Source organism: Kitasatospora sp. NPDC002543 (genome assembly GCF_053594915.1).
This window is the reverse complement of record NZ_JBSFWR010000139.1, coordinates 1-18,748: the sequence shown is the minus strand read 5'-3', so window position 1 is coordinate 18,748 and position 18,748 is coordinate 1. Positions and strand designations below refer to the sequence as shown.

At 74.4% G+C, this 18,748-nt stretch carries 16 protein-coding genes; 11 read left to right on the top strand and 5 right to left on the bottom strand.

The window, feature by feature from the left end; all coding sequences use genetic code 11:
• Nucleotides 1-66 precede the first annotated feature (66 nt).
• Together ACWD4P_RS34970 and ACWD4P_RS34965 are read right to left on the bottom strand one after the other, a co-directional pair.
• The gene (locus ACWD4P_RS34970) at nt 67-1,143 is read right to left on the bottom strand and encodes a restriction endonuclease (protein ID WP_359825042.1); all 1,077 of its coding nucleotides are present in this window, start codon (nt 1,141-1,143) and stop codon (nt 67-69) included.
• 111 nt (nt 1,144-1,254) lie between these two features.
• On the bottom strand, nt 1,255-2,070 hold the full coding sequence (locus ACWD4P_RS34965) for a hypothetical protein (RefSeq protein WP_449782402.1): 816 nt from the start codon (nt 2,068-2,070) through the stop codon (nt 1,255-1,257).
• Nucleotides 2,071-2,179: 109 nt separating this feature from the next.
• Between ACWD4P_RS34965 and ACWD4P_RS34960 the strand changes: the two genes are divergently transcribed.
• On the top strand, nt 2,180-2,680 hold the full coding sequence (locus tag ACWD4P_RS34960) for an inorganic diphosphatase (protein ID WP_359825054.1): 501 nt from the start codon (nt 2,180-2,182) through the stop codon (nt 2,678-2,680).
• Between the two features lie 59 nt (nt 2,681-2,739).
• Here the strand turns inward: ACWD4P_RS34960 and ACWD4P_RS34955 are convergent, their stop codons facing one another.
• Entirely contained in the window at nt 2,740-3,999 is a 1,260-nt protein-coding gene (locus ACWD4P_RS34955; protein ID WP_359825047.1) for a pyroglutamyl peptidase, read from the bottom strand.
• Between the two features lie 168 nt (nt 4,000-4,167).
• Between ACWD4P_RS34955 and ACWD4P_RS34950 the strand changes: the two genes are divergently transcribed.
• Nucleotides 4,168-5,283 (top strand): TerD family protein, encoded by a 1,116-nt coding sequence (locus ACWD4P_RS34950; RefSeq protein WP_449782401.1) that lies wholly within the window; start codon nt 4,168-4,170, stop codon nt 5,281-5,283.
• A 117-nt stretch (nt 5,284-5,400) separates the two neighbouring features.
• Entirely contained in the window at nt 5,401-6,000 is a 600-nt protein-coding gene (locus ACWD4P_RS34945) for an SUKH-4 family immunity protein (protein WP_449782400.1), read from the top strand.
• A gap of 69 nt (nt 6,001-6,069) precedes the next feature.
• On the opposite strand, the gene ACWD4P_RS34940 is transcribed toward ACWD4P_RS34945, so the two are convergent.
• The gene (locus tag ACWD4P_RS34940) at nt 6,070-6,690 is read right to left on the bottom strand and encodes a TetR/AcrR family transcriptional regulator (RefSeq protein ID WP_449782399.1); all 621 of its coding nucleotides are present in this window, start codon (nt 6,688-6,690) and stop codon (nt 6,070-6,072) included.
• Nucleotides 6,691-6,807: 117 nt separating this feature from the next.
• Here ACWD4P_RS34940 and ACWD4P_RS34935 point away from each other — a divergent pair, with 117 nt between their 5' ends.
• Entirely contained in the window at nt 6,808-7,845 is a 1,038-nt protein-coding gene (locus ACWD4P_RS34935) for an aldo/keto reductase (RefSeq protein ID WP_449782404.1), read from the top strand.
• 178 nt (nt 7,846-8,023) lie between these two features.
• Here the strand turns inward: ACWD4P_RS34935 and ACWD4P_RS34930 are convergent, their stop codons facing one another.
• Complete coding sequence (locus ACWD4P_RS34930) at nt 8,024-8,998, bottom strand: NAD-dependent epimerase/dehydratase family protein (protein WP_449782398.1); 975 nt, start codon at nt 8,996-8,998, stop codon at nt 8,024-8,026.
• A 381-nt stretch (nt 8,999-9,379) separates the two neighbouring features.
• Between ACWD4P_RS34930 and ACWD4P_RS34925 the strand changes: the two genes are divergently transcribed.
• The 7 genes from ACWD4P_RS34925 (at nt 9,380) to ACWD4P_RS34895 (ending at nt 18,732) form a co-directional block, all read left to right on the top strand.
• Complete coding sequence (locus ACWD4P_RS34925) at nt 9,380-12,169, top strand: SdrD B-like domain-containing protein (protein ID WP_449782397.1); 2,790 nt, start codon at nt 9,380-9,382, stop codon at nt 12,167-12,169.
• Nucleotides 12,170-12,329: 160 nt separating this feature from the next.
• The gene (locus tag ACWD4P_RS34920) at nt 12,330-13,178 is read left to right on the top strand and encodes a hypothetical protein (RefSeq protein WP_449782396.1); all 849 of its coding nucleotides are present in this window, start codon (nt 12,330-12,332) and stop codon (nt 13,176-13,178) included.
• A 270-nt stretch (nt 13,179-13,448) separates the two neighbouring features.
• On the top strand, nt 13,449-14,339 hold the full coding sequence (locus ACWD4P_RS34915) for an ABC transporter substrate-binding protein (protein ID WP_449782395.1): 891 nt from the start codon (nt 13,449-13,451) through the stop codon (nt 14,337-14,339).
• A gap of 31 nt (nt 14,340-14,370) precedes the next feature.
• A complete protein-coding gene (locus ACWD4P_RS34910) occupies nt 14,371-15,345 on the top strand; it encodes an amino acid ABC transporter permease (protein WP_449782394.1) in 975 nt (324 codons plus the stop codon).
• A gap of 2 nt (nt 15,346-15,347) precedes the next feature.
• A complete protein-coding gene (locus tag ACWD4P_RS34905; RefSeq protein WP_449782403.1) occupies nt 15,348-16,145 on the top strand; it encodes an amino acid ABC transporter ATP-binding protein in 798 nt (265 codons plus the stop codon).
• A 53-nt stretch (nt 16,146-16,198) separates the two neighbouring features.
• Complete coding sequence (locus ACWD4P_RS34900; RefSeq protein ID WP_449782393.1) at nt 16,199-17,827, top strand: N-acyl-D-amino-acid deacylase family protein; 1,629 nt, start codon at nt 16,199-16,201, stop codon at nt 17,825-17,827.
• The gene (locus tag ACWD4P_RS34895; protein WP_449782392.1) at nt 17,824-18,732 is read left to right on the top strand and encodes a serine hydrolase; all 909 of its coding nucleotides are present in this window, start codon (nt 17,824-17,826) and stop codon (nt 18,730-18,732) included. Before ACWD4P_RS34900 ends, ACWD4P_RS34895 begins: the two co-directional genes overlap by 4 nt.
• The last annotated feature ends 16 nt before the right edge of the window (nt 18,733-18,748 follow it).

The window sequence follows — 18,748 nt, the reverse complement described above, 5'->3', positions numbered from 1 at the left end:
GCCGCGGCAAGGGGGGGAGCCGGGCGGGTACGGGCGCGGCGGCCGGGGCGGTGGTGCCCCGGCCGCTCACGCCTCCACGACCTCCAGCCCGTAGGCGGTCACGGCCTGCCGCAGCCCGCCCGGGTACCCGGCGAGCGCCGGGGTGAACTCCCAGTCCCCGGACGGCTCGCGGTCGAAACGGCCGAGCCGCATCGCGGTGTTGGTCTCCGCGCCGTCCGCCAGGTGCACCACGGCCGCGTCCTGCCCGGAGCCCGCCTCCAGGATCAGCGCCGGGCCGGCGAACCCGCCCATGGTGGCCTCCGGGTGGTTCTCGGTGTCGGCGGCGGCGATGACGACCAGCCGGTCGACCTCGGCGGGCAGCGCCTCGAAGTCGACCATCAGGCAGGCGTTCGCATCGCCGTAGCCGGTCACCAGGCGCACCGAACCGTCGGGCGTCGAGGCGTTGTTGTAGAACACCAGGTGGTCGTCGGAGAGCGCCGCGTTCCCCCGGCAGACCAGGGCGGCGATGTCGTACTCCTCCTCCCCGGTCCAGTGCAGGAGCAGCCGGGAGGGCTCGGCCGCCACCTCGATCGCGGGCAGCCCGTCCAGGTCGTCGCCCCCGGCGCCGCCGCCGTCCTCGACGGCCTCGAACACCGCGTGGAAGCCGTGGTGCTTGAGCAGCCCGACCAGTTCGGCGCCGTTGATCAGGCTGATCGGCTTGCCGGCGACGAACTGGTGCGAGCTGGGCCCGAATTTGCTGGTCGTGACCAGGACGGCCTTGGTCGCGTCCCGGTCGTGCCGCAGCGTCCCGTACAGGTCCCGCACCGCGGAGGGCGCCACCGTGTCTCGGTAGCGCTTCACCTGGACGATGACGTTGCCGCCGCGGAACGGGTCCGGGTCGATGCCGCGGACGTCCACTCCGCCGTCCCGCGACCGGGCGGTGAGCTCGACCTTCATGCCCATCGCCTCCATCAGCCGGGCGATGAGGCCCTCGAACTCGACCGGGTCCATCGCCAGCAGCAGCTGGAGCTCACGGACGCGCCTGGCCATCCGGCCGCGGTTGGCGTTGGTGTCGTCGCGGAGGTGGCGGAACAGCGCGCGCTGGGCGCGGCGTTCGTCGACGTCGGGGTTGCTGAGGCGGTGGAGCTTCCGGCTCCGGGACATGGGCGTGCCCCCTCTTGCATGGTGACGGTTGTTGCAGGCGTCACCGTAGGGGAATCGTGGACGGAGGACCGCCGGGCCGTCAGTTCCGCCGCCCAATCGAGATCTTGGGTTCTACGAAGGGTGCAGGCCGAGCGTCCAGCCGTGGGTGGTGTAGGCGCCCATCCGGGTCGGGTGGCGTTCGACCAGGGTGACGTCGAGGCGGTCGGCGGTGCGGTGCAGCGCGCCGGTGAAGCGCGGCCGCTCGCCCGGGGACAGCGGGAGCAGTTCGGCCAGGACGGCGTCGTCGAGGTCCCGGCCGACCGCGCGCAGCACCCCCGCGTCCAGCACTAGCAGGGTGCCGTCCGGCAGCACCAGTGGCGCCGGCGCCTGCGGGTCGGCGAGCAGCGGGCCGGACTCGACCCGGCCGCCGGGCAGCAGCCGGACCACCCGGCTTCCGGTGGGGTGGCGGCGGTCCGTCTCGACCACCCGCAGACCGCCGTCGGCCACGTAGTGGCCGCAGCTGGGCCAGGCGTCGACCGGGGTGCCGTCCCGGTCGTAGGCCAGGGTGTCGAAGGTGCCGGGGCCCTGCGGGCCGAGCACGAAGCGGCCGTCGTCGAGCGCCGCGCCGCGCTCGCCGCGCGGTTCGGCGACCGTGCGGCCGTCGGCGAGGTCCAGCAGCAGGGCCGGGCCGAACCCGCCCGGGGCGGCGTGCCCGACGGGGTCGGTGGTGACCAGCGCCCGGTCGGCGAAGAGGTGGGCCGCGTTGGGACGTCCGGGGCAGGGCCGCTGCCAGCGGACCGTGCCGGTGGCGTCGACGCAGGCGAGCCCGCCGCCCCGGACGTGCAGCTCCACCCCGTCCCGGCGGGCCAGCGGCCCTTCCGGGAGCCCCTGGGGCCGTCCGCCCCCGAGGCGACGGTGGTCCAGGACAGTGACCCGCCAGCTCCCCATGGTCGGGATGGTAGGGGAGTCGCCTGAACGGCGGGGGTGCTTCCGGTGGCCGTCCGGACGGCGGACAATTCCCCCAGGAGCCGAGGAGGAGGCCGCGGTGGTGTTCGACGTGGAGTTCGAGGTCATGATCGAGATCCCCCAGGGGTCGCGGAACAAGTACGTGATGGACTTCGTGGCGGGCCGGATCCGGCTGGACCGCACCCTCTTCACGGCCACCGCCTACCCCGCCGACTACGGCTACGTCGAGGGCACCCTCGGCGGTGACGGCGAGCCGCTGGACGCCCTGGTGCTCGGCCGTGAGCCGGCCGTCCCCGGTTGCGTGCTGACGTGCCGGGCGGTGGGCATGTGGGTGATGCGAGACGAGCGCGGCCCGGACCAGAAGGTGCTCTGCGTCCCGGCCCACGACCCGCGCTACGCGGACCTGCGGGACATCGGCGACATGCGGGAGTTCGACCTGCTGGAGATCACCCACTTCTTCCAGGTGTACAAGGACCTGGAGCGCGGCACGTCGGTCGAGGGCTCGCACTGGGCGGGGCGCGAGGCCGCGTACGCCGAGATCGCGGCGTCGCGGGCCCGCGCGGCGGGCACCCGCTACGCCGACCCGGCGTAGCGGGCGCCCCCCTGGGGCGGGCCGCGGGGCCCCGGACCGCCCCGGCTCCGGACGGACCGTCAGAACCTGACGGTGCTCAGGATCGCCCGGACCTCGTCGCCGATCGCGGCCTCGTTCCGCTCGAACTCCGGCGCGGTGAGCCGGCTCGGGTCGGCGGGCAGGCCGGTCAGCACCGGGGTGTGCAGGTGGCCGCCGGGCAGCTCCGGGGCGAGGAGGGTGCGCAGTCGGTTGGAGCGGTAGGCGACCTCGTTGGAGAGGTACCCGCCGCCGCCCCCGGAGACCGCGCGGGAGCCGGGGGTGGGGCCGTCCGGCCGGAAGACCGGGGCGGTGGCGCCCGCCGGGATCTCGGTGACGAAGGCGTTGACCAGCACCGGGAAGGGCTGCTGGACGGCCGTCATGGCGCCGGTCGGCAGGGTGGTGCGGACGAACTGCGGTCCGGCGCCCAGCCCCGGGGCGTCCACCGGGTGCTCGGTGGTGCCGCCGGAGAGCGCGGCCGTGTTGTCGGTGGCCGGATCGGCGGAGCGGGCCCGCCCGGCCCACTCCTCCAGGGTGAACTTGCCCGGGTAGCCCTGGCTGATGCTGGTGATCAGGTCGGCGGCCTGCCGGCCCGGCCGCAGGTGCGGGGTGAAGGCGCGTTCCACGATGCCCCGGTCGAAGTCCCCGTAGCGCACCGGCAGGACGACCGCCCGGACCTCGGCGGTGCTGCCGTCGGCGAGCGTGATCCGCTGCCCGTGCAGCCGCAGGACGGCCGCGCCGGAGGGATTGGCGCGGCGGGCCTCGGTGTCCAGGCCGAACGGGTCGAAGCCGCTGACGAAGATCCGCCGGACGCCGGGGGCGGCCTCGAAGCCGTCGTCCAGACCGCGCGAGGCGTCCTCGAAACGGGTCCGCAGGGCGGCGCGGTCGACGTCGAACCGGGGCTGCCAGCGGGCGAGCCGGACGGTCATGGCGAGCCTGGTCCAGTACAGCGGGCGGTCGTCCAGGGCGGGCAGGTCGCCGCTCGGCCGCCGGCCCTGGGCGCGGTCCACTCCGGCCTGCCAGAGCGTCCGGCCCCAGGTGTCCACCACGCGTTCGGCCTGCCGGGCGTTGCGGGCGGCGCACAGGGCGGCGGGGAAGGCCCCGAGCAGTTCGCCCAGTCCGGAGCGCTCGGTGAAGCCGGCGGTGCGGGCGTCCTGGAGGCGGGCCTGCTCGGCGTCCAGCGGGACCGAGGCGGAGGTCCGGCAGTCGGCCGGCGCGGCCTGGGCGGCGGCGGGGGTCAGCAGGGCGAGGAGCGTTCCGGTGAGTGCGGCGGCCGTTCCGGCGATGCGGCGTAGACATGTCATGTGCGCTGACAATAGGTCCGTACCTGACGCTCCGCCAGGGTGTCGGCGCGGAGTCCCGTGATGTTTCGGCCGGGCCGGAAAGCCGACGGTTCGAGTGGGAACCGGTGCGAGTTCTACAGCGTTGTCGTGGTCGAAAAGCGGTACTCGTACGGTGGTGGAGGAAGTTCCATGAGCGTGGCCCTGACGAAGGGTGGCAACGTCTCCCTGGGCAAGCAGGCCCCTGGCCTGCGGGTGGTCCGGGTGGGCCTCGGCTGGACGGCCGGGGCCGGGTACGACCTGGATGCCAGCGCCCTGCTCTGCGGGGCGGACGGGAAGGTCGCCTCGGACCAGAACTTCGTCTTCTTCAACAACCTCCGGAGCCCGGACGGCTCGGTCCGCCACCAGGGCGCGGCCGGCGGCGGCGCCGACCGCGAGCAGATCGAGGTCCGGCTGGCCGAGGTCCCGGCCGGGGTGGAGAAGGTCGTCTTCGCGGTGGCGATCTACGACGCGGCGCAGCGCCGGCAGTCCTTCGGGCAGGTCCACGGCGCCCACATCCGGGTCACCGACCCGGACGGCGGCGCCGAGGTGGCCCGCTACGACATCGCCCCGGAGGGCGGCGGCGAGACGGCGATGGTGTTCGGCGAGCTGTACCGGCACGGCGCGGACTGGAAGTTCCGGGCGGTCGGGCAGGGGTACGCGGCGGGCCTCGCGGGCATCGCCTCCGACTTCGGGGTGGATGTCCTGCAGCCGGCCCCGGCCGCCGCCCCGGTCGCCGCTCCGGCCGCAGCAGCGGCCGTGCCGCCCGCGCCGGTGAAGCCGCCCGTCGCGCCGCCGGCGCCCGCGGCCCCGCCCGCGCCCGTCGCGCCGGCCGCGGCCCCGGCCGTGCTGCCCGCCGCGGCGGCCGCCGTTCCGATGACCCAGCCAGGAGCAGGGAGTCTCCCCGTGACGTGTTTCTTCGACCCCGCGCACGGCGCCGGGACCACTGCGGTGTACTGGTCGCCGCAGTGGGGTGTGCCGCGCCAGATCGAGGCCTGCGTGGCCTGCGCCCAGCGGGTGCAGACCAACGTCCCGCCGTTCTACACCCCGGCTCAGGCCGGTTACCCGCAGCCGGTCCAGCAGCCGCTCCCGCAGGGCCAGCCGCAGGCGCCCGGCCAGCCGGCCCAGGGCGGGCGGCGCTTCGGCACCGGCGCGCTGATCGGCGCCGGCGCGGCCGGCCTGGTCGGCGGCGCGCTGCTGAACGAGGCCTTCGACGACGACCCGCAGGTGGTCGTCAACAACTACTACGAGGACGACGGCTTCTTCTAGACCGTCAGGCCGGAGCTCCGCGCGGGCCGTCGGGGGAGTCCCCCCGGCGGCCCGCGCTGTCGGCGCGGTGCGCTTGAATGACGTCGGCACACCGTTCCGACCGGGGGAGACGCACCGATGAGCAGCACCGGCACCGACCTGGCCGCCGCCCGGAAGCCCACCGCGGCCTGGCTGGAGTCCTGTTTCGGCCCCGGCACGCTGTGGCGGCCCGAGCCCGGGACGCTGCCCGAGCGGCTGACGGCGAAGGACGCCCGGGCGTTCCTGGGCGAGGTCGGGGTGCCGGCCGTCGGGCTGGCGTTCCTCGGCTTCGACTCCACCGACCTGCCCGAGCGCGGGATGTGGGAGGCGGACCTGGACGGGCTGTTCGGCGGGCGCGCGCCGGGGGACGACACTCCGCCGAGCGCCCGGGGGTACTGCGTCGGCAGGTTCGACGCGCTGCACCTGATGGTGGACGGCGACTGCGGCGCGGTGCGGATCTACGACGCGGACGGCTGGGACCACGGGAGCGGCGACCGCGGCCGGGCGGCCGACTCGCTGCCCGGGGTGGTCGGCGCGCTCGCGCTGCTGGCCCGCCGGGAGGAGCGGATCCGCGGCGGGGACGCCGAGGCCGCGCTGGACGAGTTCGAGGCACTGGTGCGGGAGTTGGGCCAGGGGCCGGAGGAGTCGGAGCTCTGGGAGGGGCTGCTGGAGAACCTGCGCGAGGAGTACCAGGACTGACGCCCTCCGGGCCCGGCGGCCGCACGACGCTTCGGCGCTGTGCGGCCGCCGGCGTGTCCGGCATGGGTCCTAACCGTCGAGGCGCGGGTACGCCCCGGCCCGGGCCGCCGCCTCGGCGGCCCGGGCGGCGCGGTCCGCGGCCGCTTCGTCCAGCGGCTCCGCGGTGGTGAGCATCCGGTAGTAGAGCGGCGCCGAGACCGCCCGGACGACCTCGAACGCATCGGTGTCCGGCGGGAGTTCGCCGCGTTCGACGGCGGCGGTGACGCACGGCGCCCACTCCTCGACCCGGCGCCGGTAGAAGTGCCGCAGTGCCTCGGCCGCCTCGGGGTCGCAGTTCGCCGCCATGATGACGGCGCGGAACAGCGCGCCCTGCCGGGGGTCGGCCAGGGTGCGCTGGACGAGTCGGGCGTTGGCCCGGAGGTCTCCGGCGAGGGAGCCGCTGTCGGTGCGCGGCAGGGACTGCTCGGCCATGTCCGCGAGCAGGTCCGCGACCAGCGCGGTGGTGCTGCCCCAGCGGCGGTAGACGGTGGTGCGGCCGACCTCGGCCCGCTGGGCGATGTCGCCGAGGTCGAGGCCGCCGAAGCCGTGCTCGACCAGGGCGTCCTCGGCGGCGCGCAGGACGGCGGTGCGGACCCGGGCGGTCCGGCCGCCGGGGCGGACCGTGCCGGGAGTGGAGGGCTCGACGGCCATTAACGGGATTCCTGTTCCATTAGGTGGCTGCAGTCTGCTAGGTTCACGGCATCCTAACGGAATGGGAGTCCCATTAGGGGCTTCGAGGGGAGAACCGCCATGACCATCACCACCGACATGGAGTACCGCCGGCTCGGCACGTCCGGGCTCAAGGTGCCCGCGCTCAGCCTCGGCACCGGCACCTTTGGCGGGCGTGGCCCGCTGTTCGGCGCCTGGGGCACCACCGGCGTCCAGGAGGCCCGCAAGCTGCTCGACATCGCCATCGACGCCGGGGTCACCCTCTTCGACACCGCCGACGTCTACTCCGACGGTGCCTCCGAGGAGGTGCTCGGCCAGGCGATCCGCGGCCGCCGCGACCAGGTGCTGATCTCCACCAAGGCCGGACTGCCCACCGGCGACGGCCCGCAGGACGCCGGCACCTCCCGCGCCCGGCTGATCCGCTCGGTGGAGGACGCGCTGCGCCGCCTCGACACCGACTACCTCGACCTCTTCCAGCTGCACGCCTACGACGCCGGCACCCCGATCGAGGAGGTCCTCGCCACCCTGGAGGACCTCGTCCGGGCCGGCAAGATCCGCTACACCGGGGTCTCCAACTTCTCCGGCTGGCAGCTGATGAAGTCCCTCGCCCTCGCCGAGCGGCACGGCCGCCCCCGGTACGCCGCCCACCAGGTCTACTACTCGCTCGTCGGCCGCGACTACGAATGGGAGCTGATGCCGCTCGCCCGGGAGGAGGGCGTCGGCGCCCTGGTCTGGAGCCCGCTCGGCTGGGGCCGGCTCACCGGGCGGATCCGCCGCGGACAGCCGCTGCCGGACGGCAGCCGGCTGCACGACACCGCCGACTACGGCCCGCCGGTGGAGGACGAACTGCTGTACCGGGTGGTCGACGCGCTGGACGAGGTCGCCGCCGAGACCGGCTGCACCGTCCCCCAGGTGGCGATCAACTGGCTTCTGCGCCGTCCGACCGTCTCCTCGGTGATCATCGGCGCGCGCAACGAGGAGCAGCTGCGCCAGAACCTCGGCGCGGTCGGCTGGTCCCTGACGGAGGACCAGGTGGCCCGGCTGGACGCCGCCGGCGCCCGCACCGCGCCGTACCCGTACTTCCCGTACCGCCGCCAGGAGGCCTTCGCCCGCCTCGACCCGCCGCTCGCGGGCTGAGACGCCTGGCGGGGCCGGGGATCCGGCGGTGCCAGGGCTCGCAGCCGACGCGCCCGCCGGGCGGCGGCGCCTTCCCGTGCGGCATGCGTGGGCCCCGGCCCGGGAGATGTCCGGGCCGGGGCCGGACCGGCTGCTGCGGGGCGGGCGGTCGGCCCCGCGCCGGTGGCCGGGGTGGGGGTCAGGCCTGCCGGGCGTGCCAGGCGGCGAGGAGTTCGGCTTCCCGGGCGGGGTCGAGGGTGCCGGCAACGGGCTCGAACGGCTCGATGTCGCGGGCGGTTTCGGCGACGGGGCGGAAGACGAGCCCGGTGGCGAGGGCGGCCGCCGGGGCCGCGGTGCTGGTGGCGCGGCGCTCGGGGGAGGAGGGCCAGAGCGGGAGCGCGTTCTGCTCGACGCCGGCCTCGCGGAGGAACTCCTCGGCCACCCAGGTGACGGTGGTGCCGGGCGGGGCGACCGCCGAGGCGATGGCGTCGAGCAGGTCGCCCATGCCGAACGGCGGGGGCGTGGCGGCGTGGTAGGCGCCGGAGGCGCCCTGCTCCAGGAGGGCGAGCATCCAGTGGGCGAGGTCGCGGACGTCGACCACCTGGACCGCGGCGTCCGGGCGGCCGGGGGCGAGCACCTCGCCGCCCCGGGCGAGGCGCCGCACCCAGTAGTCGAAGCGGTGGGTGTAGTCGCGGGGGCCGATCACGTAGGTCGGGCGGACCAGCAGGGTCCGGTCGCCGAAGGCCTGTTGGGCGGCGCGCTCGCACTGGACCTTGAGGACCCCGTACGTCTCGGCGGTGACGGCCTCGGGCTCCGGGCCGTCGGCGGGCAGCAGCGGGGAGTCCTCGGCGTAGCCGGGGGCGGCCGGGACGTCGTACACCGAGACGGTCGAGACCAGGAGGTACCGGCCGGCCGCTCCCGGGTCGAGGGCGGCGGCCAACTCGCGGACCTGGCGCGGGTAGTAGGCGCAGAAGTCGACGGTGGCGTCCCAGCTGCGGCCGCGCAGCGCGGAGAGGTCGGCGTCGCGGTCGGCGATCAGGTGGGTGGCGTCCGGGAGCAGTCCGGAGCCGGTGCGGCCGCGGTGCACCACCGTGACCTCGTGCCCGGCGGCCAGCGCCGCCTCGGCGAAGTGGAGACCGATGAAGCGGGTGCCGCCGATGACCAGAATGCGCATCCTGACATCGTGCCAGTTCGGGCCTGGCCGCTGCCACCCGGTGCCCGGTTGTTGCGCAAGTTGTGGGTGGGGTAAGCGAGTCCGGAAGTGGTGTGTATGGTTCCGGGGGGAACTGTGTTCGACGCCCGGCCGCATGTGGCGGCGGTCGTCGGCGCGTTGGGTCGTGCCCGGCCGGTCGCCGCTGGTCAGCCGTTCGGCGGTGGTGGCGGGTGGTGGGCCGTGACGGCCTTGTGACGTCTGAGGGATCGTCAAAGTTCCTTGTTTCCCGGCGAACTTGTGTGAATCCCCTTTAAGCTCCCGTTAACAATGACGGCTTTTCGCCACTCGGGAACTCGATCCACGAGGTCGGCCGGAGGGCCCAACCGGACGATGAGAGCAGGGATGACGACGACAACTGAACGAACCGCCGGCGCCGCGCGCGGCCCGGACCGGCGGTCGGACGGGCCCGGGAGCCGAGCCTCGGGCCGTCGCACCGCGGGCGGCGCGGTGGCGCTGGCGGTGGTGATCGGCGCCTGCTCGGTGGCGGCGGCCCCCTCGGCCTTCCCGCAGACCGGCGACGGGACGGTGAAGGTCCGGGTGATCCGGGCCGTCGACACCGACGGGGTGTGGACGCCCGGCCTGGAGTCGACCATGGCGGGTGTGAAGGTCACGCTCACCGACGACGCCGGGGTGGCCGTCGAGGGCACCACGGCGGCCGACGGCACCGTGACGCTGGCGCCGGCCACGAGCAAGCTGACCGGCGGCAAGTACCGCGTCCAGGTGGTGAATCCGAAGCCGGGCGTGCTCTACCCGGCCTTCGCCTCGCGGGAGGGCCTGGACGGCGCCCCCACCAAGCTGAGCTCCAACGAGGAGTTCGTCGACCTCTCCGGCGGCAAGACGGCCGAACTCACCACGGGCCTCTGGAGCCCGGGTGACTACTGCCAGAAGAACGCGCCGCTGGTGTCGACCTGCCAGAACCCGCCCGCGGACGGGGACGCCCAGCACACGCTGGTGTCCTTCCCGTACGAGTCCCGCGGAACGGCCGGCAAGGGCTTCACCCTGACCGACGTGGCCACGGCCGGGCAGACCGGGAACCTCTACGGCATCGCCTGGAACAAGGCCGACCGGCGGGTGTTCTCCTCGGCCCAGGCCAAGCGGACCACCAGCTACGGCCCCGGCGGTCCGGGCGGGATCTACGTCACCGACTGGGCGACGAAGAAGACCACCCTGTTCGCCACCGTCCCGGACGCGGGCACCACCGCGCACACCCCGGGCAACGACGACGGCTTCCTGGCCCCGGTGGGCAAGGAGAGCCTCGGCGGCATCAAGATCACCGAGGACGGCAAGGACCTCTTCGTCGTCAACCTGCACGACCGCAAGCTCTACCGCTACGACGCCACCGCGGCGACGGCGGCCGCGCCGAAGGCCTCCTACGCCATCCCGGACCCGGGCTGCCCGGCGTCGGGGGACTGGCGCCCGTACGGCCTCGGCATCCAGGACGGCGTCGGCTTCCTCGGCGGCGTCTGCTCGGGCGAGTCCACCGGCAAGTCCGCGGACCTGCGGGCCGTGGTGCTGCCGTTCGACCTGTCCACCGGCGCGTTCAAGTCGGCGGTGCTGAACCAGCCGCTCGACTACCCGCGCGGCACCACGGTCGGCGGGCCGTGCCCGGGCACCGGCTGGTACCCGTGGCAGGACACCTTCCCGAGCACCCAGAACGGCCAGGCCTGCGGCGACAACTACATGGCCAACCCCGAGCCGGCGCTGGCCGAGATCGCGTTCGAGACGGACGGCTCGATGCTGCTCGCCTTCCGCGACCGCTTCGGCGACCAGTCGGCGGCCAGCCCAACGGGCAGCACGATGGCCAAGGTCCTGCCCGGCGGCGACCTCCTCAAGGCCTGCCCGGCGAACGGCGCCTACCTGCTGGACACCAACCTGGGCTGCGGTTCCACGGCCCGGGGCCAGCGGTTCTTCGACAACGCCCGGATCGGCCACAACAACCCCGGCAACGCGGGGATGGCGTTCTCGAAGGTCGAGGACTCCATCGTGATCTCGGGCTACGACAGCGACAGCCAGGCCTACGGCTACGGCAGCGCCTTCCAGAAGCGCAACGGCAAGGCGGACGGCGGCGTGCGGCTCAACACCGCCCCGGGCGCCCCGCCGTTCGGCAAGGGCGCCGCGATGGGCGACCTCGAAGTCCTCTGCGACCAGGCTCCGCTCCAGATCGGCAACCGCGTCTGGTACGACCCCGAGCGCAGCGGCCTCCAACTGCCGGGCCAGAAGCCGGTTCCGGGTGCCACCGTCCACCTGTACGACGAGGCGGGGAAGCTCGTCGGCACGACCACGACGACCAAGCGCGGCGAGTACTACTTCGACGACAGCAACGTCGACGGCGGCCTCAAGCCGCGGACCAAGTACACGATCAAGCTGGACAACCCGGCGGACTACGCCAAGGACGGCCCCCTCTTCCAGTGGGTGCCGACCGACCCCGACGTCGGTGACAACCACTTCATCGACTCCAAGGGCATCGTCCCGAAGGGCGGCAAGTTCCCGGAGCGGGCGCTGACCACCGGCGGCCCCGGCGAGAACGACCACACCTACGACTTCGGCTTCCGCCTCCAGGAGGGCGCGCTGCGCCTGGTCAAGCACGACCAGGACGGCAAGCCGCTGGCCGGCGCCAAGTTCCAGCTGTGGCACGAGACCAACGGGACCGACGGGCTCCAGCCGACCGGCGACAAGCCGGACACCAAGGTGGGCGAACCCTGCACGACCGGGGCCGACGGCATCTGCCAGGGCACCGGGGTGCCGGGGACGTACTACTGGCAGGAGCTGAGCCCGCCGGACGGCTACTCGGCGCCGGAGGTCACCGTCTTCGGCCCGCTGAAGCTGACCTCGGCGAACCTCGACGCCGGCGTGGAGGTGACGGCCGTCAACAAGCTGATCCCCACCCCGACGCCGACTCCGACGCCCACCCCGACCGAGACGCCGACCCCGGCGCAGACGTCGGCGGCCCCGGCGCAGACGTCGGCGGCCCCGGTGCCGCCGGCCCCCGCGCCTCCGGCGTCCGGGCACCTGCCCAACACCGGTGCGGGTGAAGGGATGCCGATCGCGTTGACCAGCGCGGCGGCGCTGATCGCCCTCGGCACCGCCATGGTGCTGGTGGTCCGCCGGCGCAAGGCCGCCCAGCGCGGCTAGCGCCTCTGGCGGGCGTTCGCGGAAGCGCGTTCGCGCCGGTGAGTTCGCCGGGGCCCGGCGCGGGGAGACCCGTGCCGGGCCCGATCGGGCGGGTTCGTGGGACCGTTGGTCCCCGGACCCGCCCGACTGTCGTGTCCGACCGAGGAAGGGAGCGGGCTGCATGCCCCGTAGCACGAAGGCCGACGGCCCCGGGCCCCGGTGGGCCAGGGCCGGCTGGCTCAAGGCCCTGATCGCGATCGCGGTGTGCGGCGCCGCGGCCGGCGGCGTGGCCGTCTACCGGACGGCCTCCGACGAGGCCGCCGAACGCCCGGTGACCACCGACGAGGCGGGCCGGCTCGCACTGTCGCGGCTGAACCTCTACCAGGCGAGCCCGGTGGCGGTGTCGCTGACGGCCGACGAGGGCGGGGGCGTGAGCATCCGGGTCGACGGGATCCTCGACTACCGCACCCACCGGGGGGTGGGCCGCTACCGGACCACCGGCGCGAGCGGCCCGCTGGACCACGGCCTGATCGTCTGGGACACCGGCGGCCTCGGGCTGGCCCCCGACGCGGCCGGCGCGGGCCCGGGAACCCCGACCGCCGCCGCCCCCACCGCCGCCCCCAGCGCCGTCCCCACCGACGCCCCGGCCTGGGAGCAGGCCGAGCACATCCCCCGCCAGGGCTGGTCGCCGCGCACCTACACGGCGGACCCGCTGGACGCGGGGCTGAACCTGCTGGTCCAGCTCGGCGCGGACCGCCCCGACAACCCGCTGCTGCTCGCCCAGTCCGGTGCCCGCTGGCTCGGCCGGGACCGGATCGACGGCCGGAGCTACGACCGCTTCGCCGGCCCGCGCGCCCAGGGCTCCGCGCCCGACGGCGCCCGCTCGCCGCTGACCTACTGGGTGGACGGCGACGGCGGGCTGCGCCGGGTGACGATGCGGATGCCGGGGCTCGGCACCCCGACCACGGTGGAGGTCACCGGACGGCAGGCGGACGCCAAGCTGCCCGAGGCCCCGTGGCTCACCGGCTGAGCCGGCGCGGCCCGGCCTGAGCCGAGCCGTCCCGGGCTGAACCGACCCGGACCGAGCCGAGCCGTGCCGTCCGGGCCGACCCGGCGCGACCCGGTCCGCCCGGCCTGCCCGGCACGCTCCGGAAGACCGCGGACACGGCCGGAAACCCTTCGGACAGGCCGGTCAGCCGTACAAAAATCGTTGGTGAGGCAGCAATAGCTTCATCATCTTCCGTTCACCCGGACTCGGCTGCCAGCATCGGCGCACCGTCACCGCCCGAGGGAGTAGCCGATGAACCGCCCCCGTTCCCTGCGCTGTCTGGCCGCACTGTCCCTGGTCGTCCTGGCCGCCACCGCCTGCGGGCGCTCCGACCAGGGCGGCTCCCCGGCCGCCGGCGCGGCCCAGGCCGCGCAGAACTCCGGGAAGAGCGCCGCCGAGCTGCTCCCGGCGAAGAACAAGCAGAGCGGCGTGCTCAGAGTGGCCACCTCCGTCGGCTACCCGCCGATGGAGATGTACAAGACCGGGACCACCGAGCTCACCGGCGTCGACCCGGACCTCGCCGCCGCCCTGGCCGGGAGGCTCGGCCTGAAGCTGGAGCTCGCCAACTCCTCCTTCGACGGCCTGATCCCGGGCCTCCAGGCCGGCCGCTACGACCTGGTGATGTCCTCCATGACGGACAGCGCGCAGCGCCGCCAGGCCGTCGACTTCGTCGACTACTTCCGCACCGGCGGCGTGATCATGACGAAGAAGGGCAACCCCGAGGGCATCACGTCCATCGAGGACCTCTGCGGCAAGAAGGTGGTCCTCGCCAAGGGCAGCTCCAACCTGGAGATCGGCGAGCAGCAGAACGCCAAGTGCGCCACCAAGATGGCGATCTCGCAGAGCGAGGACGCCCCGACCGGGCTGCTCCAGCTGGACAGCGACCGGGCCGTGGCCACGATCGTGGACTACCCGGTGGCGCAGATGTTCGTCCAGAACAGCGGCTCCTACGAGGTGCTGCCGGACCAGTACGGGACGGCGCCCTGGGGCATCGCGGTGGCGAAGAAGGACTCCGGGCTGCGCGACGCGGTGCGAAAGGCGCTCCAGGAGCTGATCGAGAACGGCGAGTACCGCAAGGTGCTGGACACCTACCAGGTGGGCGGCAGCGCGGTGGAGCGCGCCACCGTCAACGCGGCGCAGTGAGAACGGCGGCACCGACGAGATGAGCACCGACATGAGAGACCCCGCGACGCCCGCCCCGGCGTCCCCGGCCGCCGCGGTCGCGGCCGACGACGACCTGGCCCTCGAGGTCACCGGCCGGCCCCGCCCGGCGCGCTGGTTCGCCGTCCTGGCAGCGGCCTTCGCCGCCGTCTGGCTGGCCTGGACGATCATCGTCAACCCCAACCTGCACTGGGACATCGTCGCCAGGTACCAGTTCGACGGCGTGATCCTGGAAGGGCTCTGGGTGACCGTCCAACTCACCCTGATCTCCCAGGTGGTGGGCATCGTCATCGGCGTGGTGGTCGCCGTGATGCAGCTGTCCGACAGCCCGGTGCTGCGCACCACCGCCGGGGCGTACACCTGGTTCTTCCGCGGCACCCCGCTGCTGGTCCAGCTGATCTTCTGGTTCAACCTGGCGCTGCTCTTCCCGGAGATCAGCATCGGCATCCCGTTCGACGGGCCCAAGCTGGTCAGCTGGCAGTCCAACACCCTGATCACCGGCTTCGTGGCGGCACTGCTCGGCCTGTCGATCAACGAGGGCGCCTACATGTCCGAGATCGTCCGGGCCGGCATCCAGAGCGTCGACCCCGGGCAGCGCGAGGCCGGCGCCTCACTGGGCATGTCCAACCGGCAGATCCTCACCCGGGTGGTGCTGCCGCAGGCGATGCGGGTGATCATCCCGCCGTTCGGCAACCAGTTCATCTCGATGCTGAAGACCACCTCGCTGGTCTCCGTCATCGCCGGCGCCGACCTGATGACCGTCTCGCAGCACCTCTACCTCGCCAACTTCGAGGTGATCGCGCTGCTGATCGTCGCGTCGATCTGGTACCTGGTGCTCACCACCATCGCGAGCGTCGCCCAGCACGCTGTGGAGCGGAGGTTCAACCCGGCCGGCGCCCCGCCGGCGCTGCACCGCAGGGTGCTGGCCAACCTGCGCCCCGGGCGCGGCGGAGCGGGGAAGAGCCTCAAGAAGGGGGAGGGCAAGTGATGATGAGCACGGACCTGGAGAAGCCGCTCGCCGAGGTGGTGCTGTCGGCCCGCAGGGTGCGCAAGCACTTCGGGGACCTGGAGGTGCTGCGCGGCATCGACCTGGAGGTCCGGGCGGGGGAGGTGCTCTGCGTGATCGGCCCCTCCGGCTCCGGCAAGTCCACGCTGCTGCGCTGCTTCAACCACCTGGAGAAGATCGACGCCGGGCGGATCGAGGTGGACGGCGAACCGGTCGGCTACGAGCCGCACGGCGCCTCCGGCACCAAGCTGCGCGAGCGCCGCCCGCGCGACATCCGCCACCAGCGCGAGCGGATCGGCATGGTCTTCCAGCGCTTCCACCTCTTCCCGCACCGCACCGCGCTGCAGAACGTGATGGAGGGCCCGGTCGCGGTCAAGGGCCGCCCGCGCGGGGAGGCCGAGCGCCAGGCCCGCGCGCTGCTGGACACGGTCGGCCTGGCCGACCGCGCCGACCACTACCCGGCCCAGCTCTCCGGCGGCCAGCAGCAGCGGGTGGCGATCGCCCGGGCACTGGCCATGGAGCCGACCCTGATGCTCTTCGACGAGCCCACCTCCGCGCTCGACCCGGAACTGGTCGGCGAGGTGCTCGGGGTGATGCGCGACCTCGCCCGCAGCGGCATGACGATGATCGTCGTCACCCACGAGATGGGCTTCGCCCGCGAGGTCGCCGACCGGGTCGTCTTCATGGACCAGGGCGCCGTCGTCGAGGCCGGCACCCCGGCCGAGCTGTTCACCGCCCCGCGGCACGACCGCACCCGGGCCTTCCTCTCCACGGTGCTCTGATGGGAACGACGCAACCGGCGATGGCACCGGCGACGGAACGGATGGGAACGGACGTGACCACGACCCCGGTCGACCTGCTGCTGCGCGGCGGCACCCTGGTGGACGGCACCGGGGCGCCCGCCCGCCCGGCCGACCTCGCCGTCGCGCGCGGCCGGGTCACCGTCCTGCCGCCCGGCACAGCGGTGGCCGCGGCCGAGACCCTGGACGTCACCGGACGGGTCGTCACCCCCGGCTTCATCGACGTCCACACCCACTCGGACGCGCTCGCCGCCCCCTTCGGCGGCGGCACCCACACCGACGGCGACGCCCTGGACGAGCTGCGGCTCGCCCCGCTGCTCCAGGGCGTCACCACGGAGATCAGCGGCAACTGCGGGATCAGCCTGTTCCCCTCCCTGCCCGAGCGGCTGCCCGAACTCGCCGGGCACCTGCGGGTCTCCTTCGGCCTCGGGCCGGTGCTGCCCGCCGAGGACTTCGACGCCTTCGCCGCCGGACAGCGGCCCGAACTGCGCCGCAACCACATCGCCTCGCTGGTCGGCCACGGCACGCTGCGCGCCGGGGTGATGGGCTTCGAGGACCGCCCGCCCACCCCCGAGGAGCTGGCCGCCATGTGCGGGCTGCTCGACCGGGCCCTGGCCCAGGGCGCGGCCGGGCTCTCCACCGGCCTGATCTACCCGCCCGGCGTCTACGCGGACACCGAGGAGATCGTGGCCCTGGCCGAGGTCGCCGCCCGGCACGGCAAGCCGTACGTGACGCACCTGCGCGACGAGATGTCCCAGGTGGAGAAGGCCCTGGAGGAGGCGCTGGAGATCGCGGCGCGCTCCGGCGCCGCCCTCCAGGTCTCCCACCACAAGACCGCCGGACGGCACGCCTGGGGCGCCACCCTGCGCACCCTGCCGCGCCTGGAGCAGGCCCGCGCCGACGGCGTCGACGTGCTCTGCGACGTCTACCCGTACACCGCCGGCAGCACCGTGCTGCACGCCATGCTGCCGCCGTGGACCAGCGAGGGCGGGCCGGCCGCCCTGCTGGAGCGGCTGCGCAGCAAGGAGGTCAGGGACCGGATCCGGGTGGACATCGCGAACGGCGTCGAGGGCTGGGAGAACACCGTCGGCAACGGCGGCTGGGACCTGATCTCGGTGGCCGCCGCCCCCGCCCGCCGCGCCGTCGAGGGCCGCCGGATCGCCGACCTGGCCGCCGAGCGCGGCGCCGATCCGGTGGACTACGTCTGCGACCTGCTGCTGGAGGCGCAGGGCGAGGTGACCATCATCAGCCACTCGATGCGCGAGGACGACGTCCGCCGGGTACTGGCCAGCCCGCTGTCGATGATCGGCTCCGACGGCGTGCCCAAACCCGGCCGCCCGCACCCCCGTTGGGCGGGCAGCTTCGCCCGGGTGCTCGGCCACTACGGGCGCGGGCAGGGGCTGCTGCCGCTGGAGCTTGCGGTGCACAAGATGACCGGCCTGCCCGCCGAGCGGTTCCGGCTCGCCGGCCGCGGCGTCGTCCGGGACGGGGCCGTCGCGGACCTGGTGGTGCTCGACCCGGCGACCGTCCTGGACGGCGCGACCTTCGAGCAGCCGCTGCTCCCGCCGCTCGGCGTGGAGACCGTCGTGGTGGCCGGCCGGGTCGCGGTGCGCGACGGCCGGGCGACCGCGAGCCGGGCCGGAGAGGTGGTGCGGGTCCGATGAGTCTCGCCCAGGTGGCCGCCGCCGCGCGCAGTTCGGCGGCGCTCCCGCTGACCCTCGCGGTGGCCGCCGTCGACGTGGACGCCCCCGAGGAGGGCGGTGCGGCCGGCGGTGCTCCCGCCGGTGCTTTCGTCGGTACTTTCGTCGGTACGGCCGGTGGCACCGTCGGGGTGGACGACACCGTCGTGCTGCCCGTCGCCAGCGCCTCCAAGCTGCTGCTGCTGGCCGAGGTCGCCCGGCGGCTCGACAGCGGCGAACTGACGGCCGGACAGCCGGTGGAGGTCCTCCCCGAGGACGTCACCGGCGGCACCGGCCTGCTCGGCCGGCTGAGCCGCCCCGGCTGGACGGTGGAGGACCTGGCCTGGCTGACGGCCGCGGTCAGCGACAACACCGCCACCAACGCGCTGCTGCGGCTGGTCGGCCTGCCCGCCACCGCGCGGCTGGCGCGCGAGCTCGGGCTGGAGCGGCTCACCCTGCACGACCGGGTGCGCGACGAGCGCGGGCCGGACGACCCGCCGGTCTTCGCCACCGGCACCGCCCGTGACCTGGCCCGCCTGGTGGCCCTCGCCGTCCGGGGCGCGATGGCCTCCCCGGCGGCCTCGGCCCGGCTGCTCGGGTGGATGCGCGCCAACACCGACCACGGCCTGGTGCCCGCGCTGATCGACCACGACCCGTACGCCCCCGGTTTCCCGGAGCCGCTGACCGGCACCCTGCTGGTGGCCAACAAGACCGGTACGGACACCGGGGTGCGGGCCGACGCGGGCGTCATCGTGGGCGCCCGCCGGGTGGCCTACGCGGTCGTCGCGCACTGGGACGTGGCGCTTGGGCCGAGCACCGAACGGGCCGCCGTGCACGCGATCCGGGACGTCGGCCGCGCCCTCGGGGCCTGGGCCCAGCGGCCGGCCTGAGCCGGCCCGGAACGGC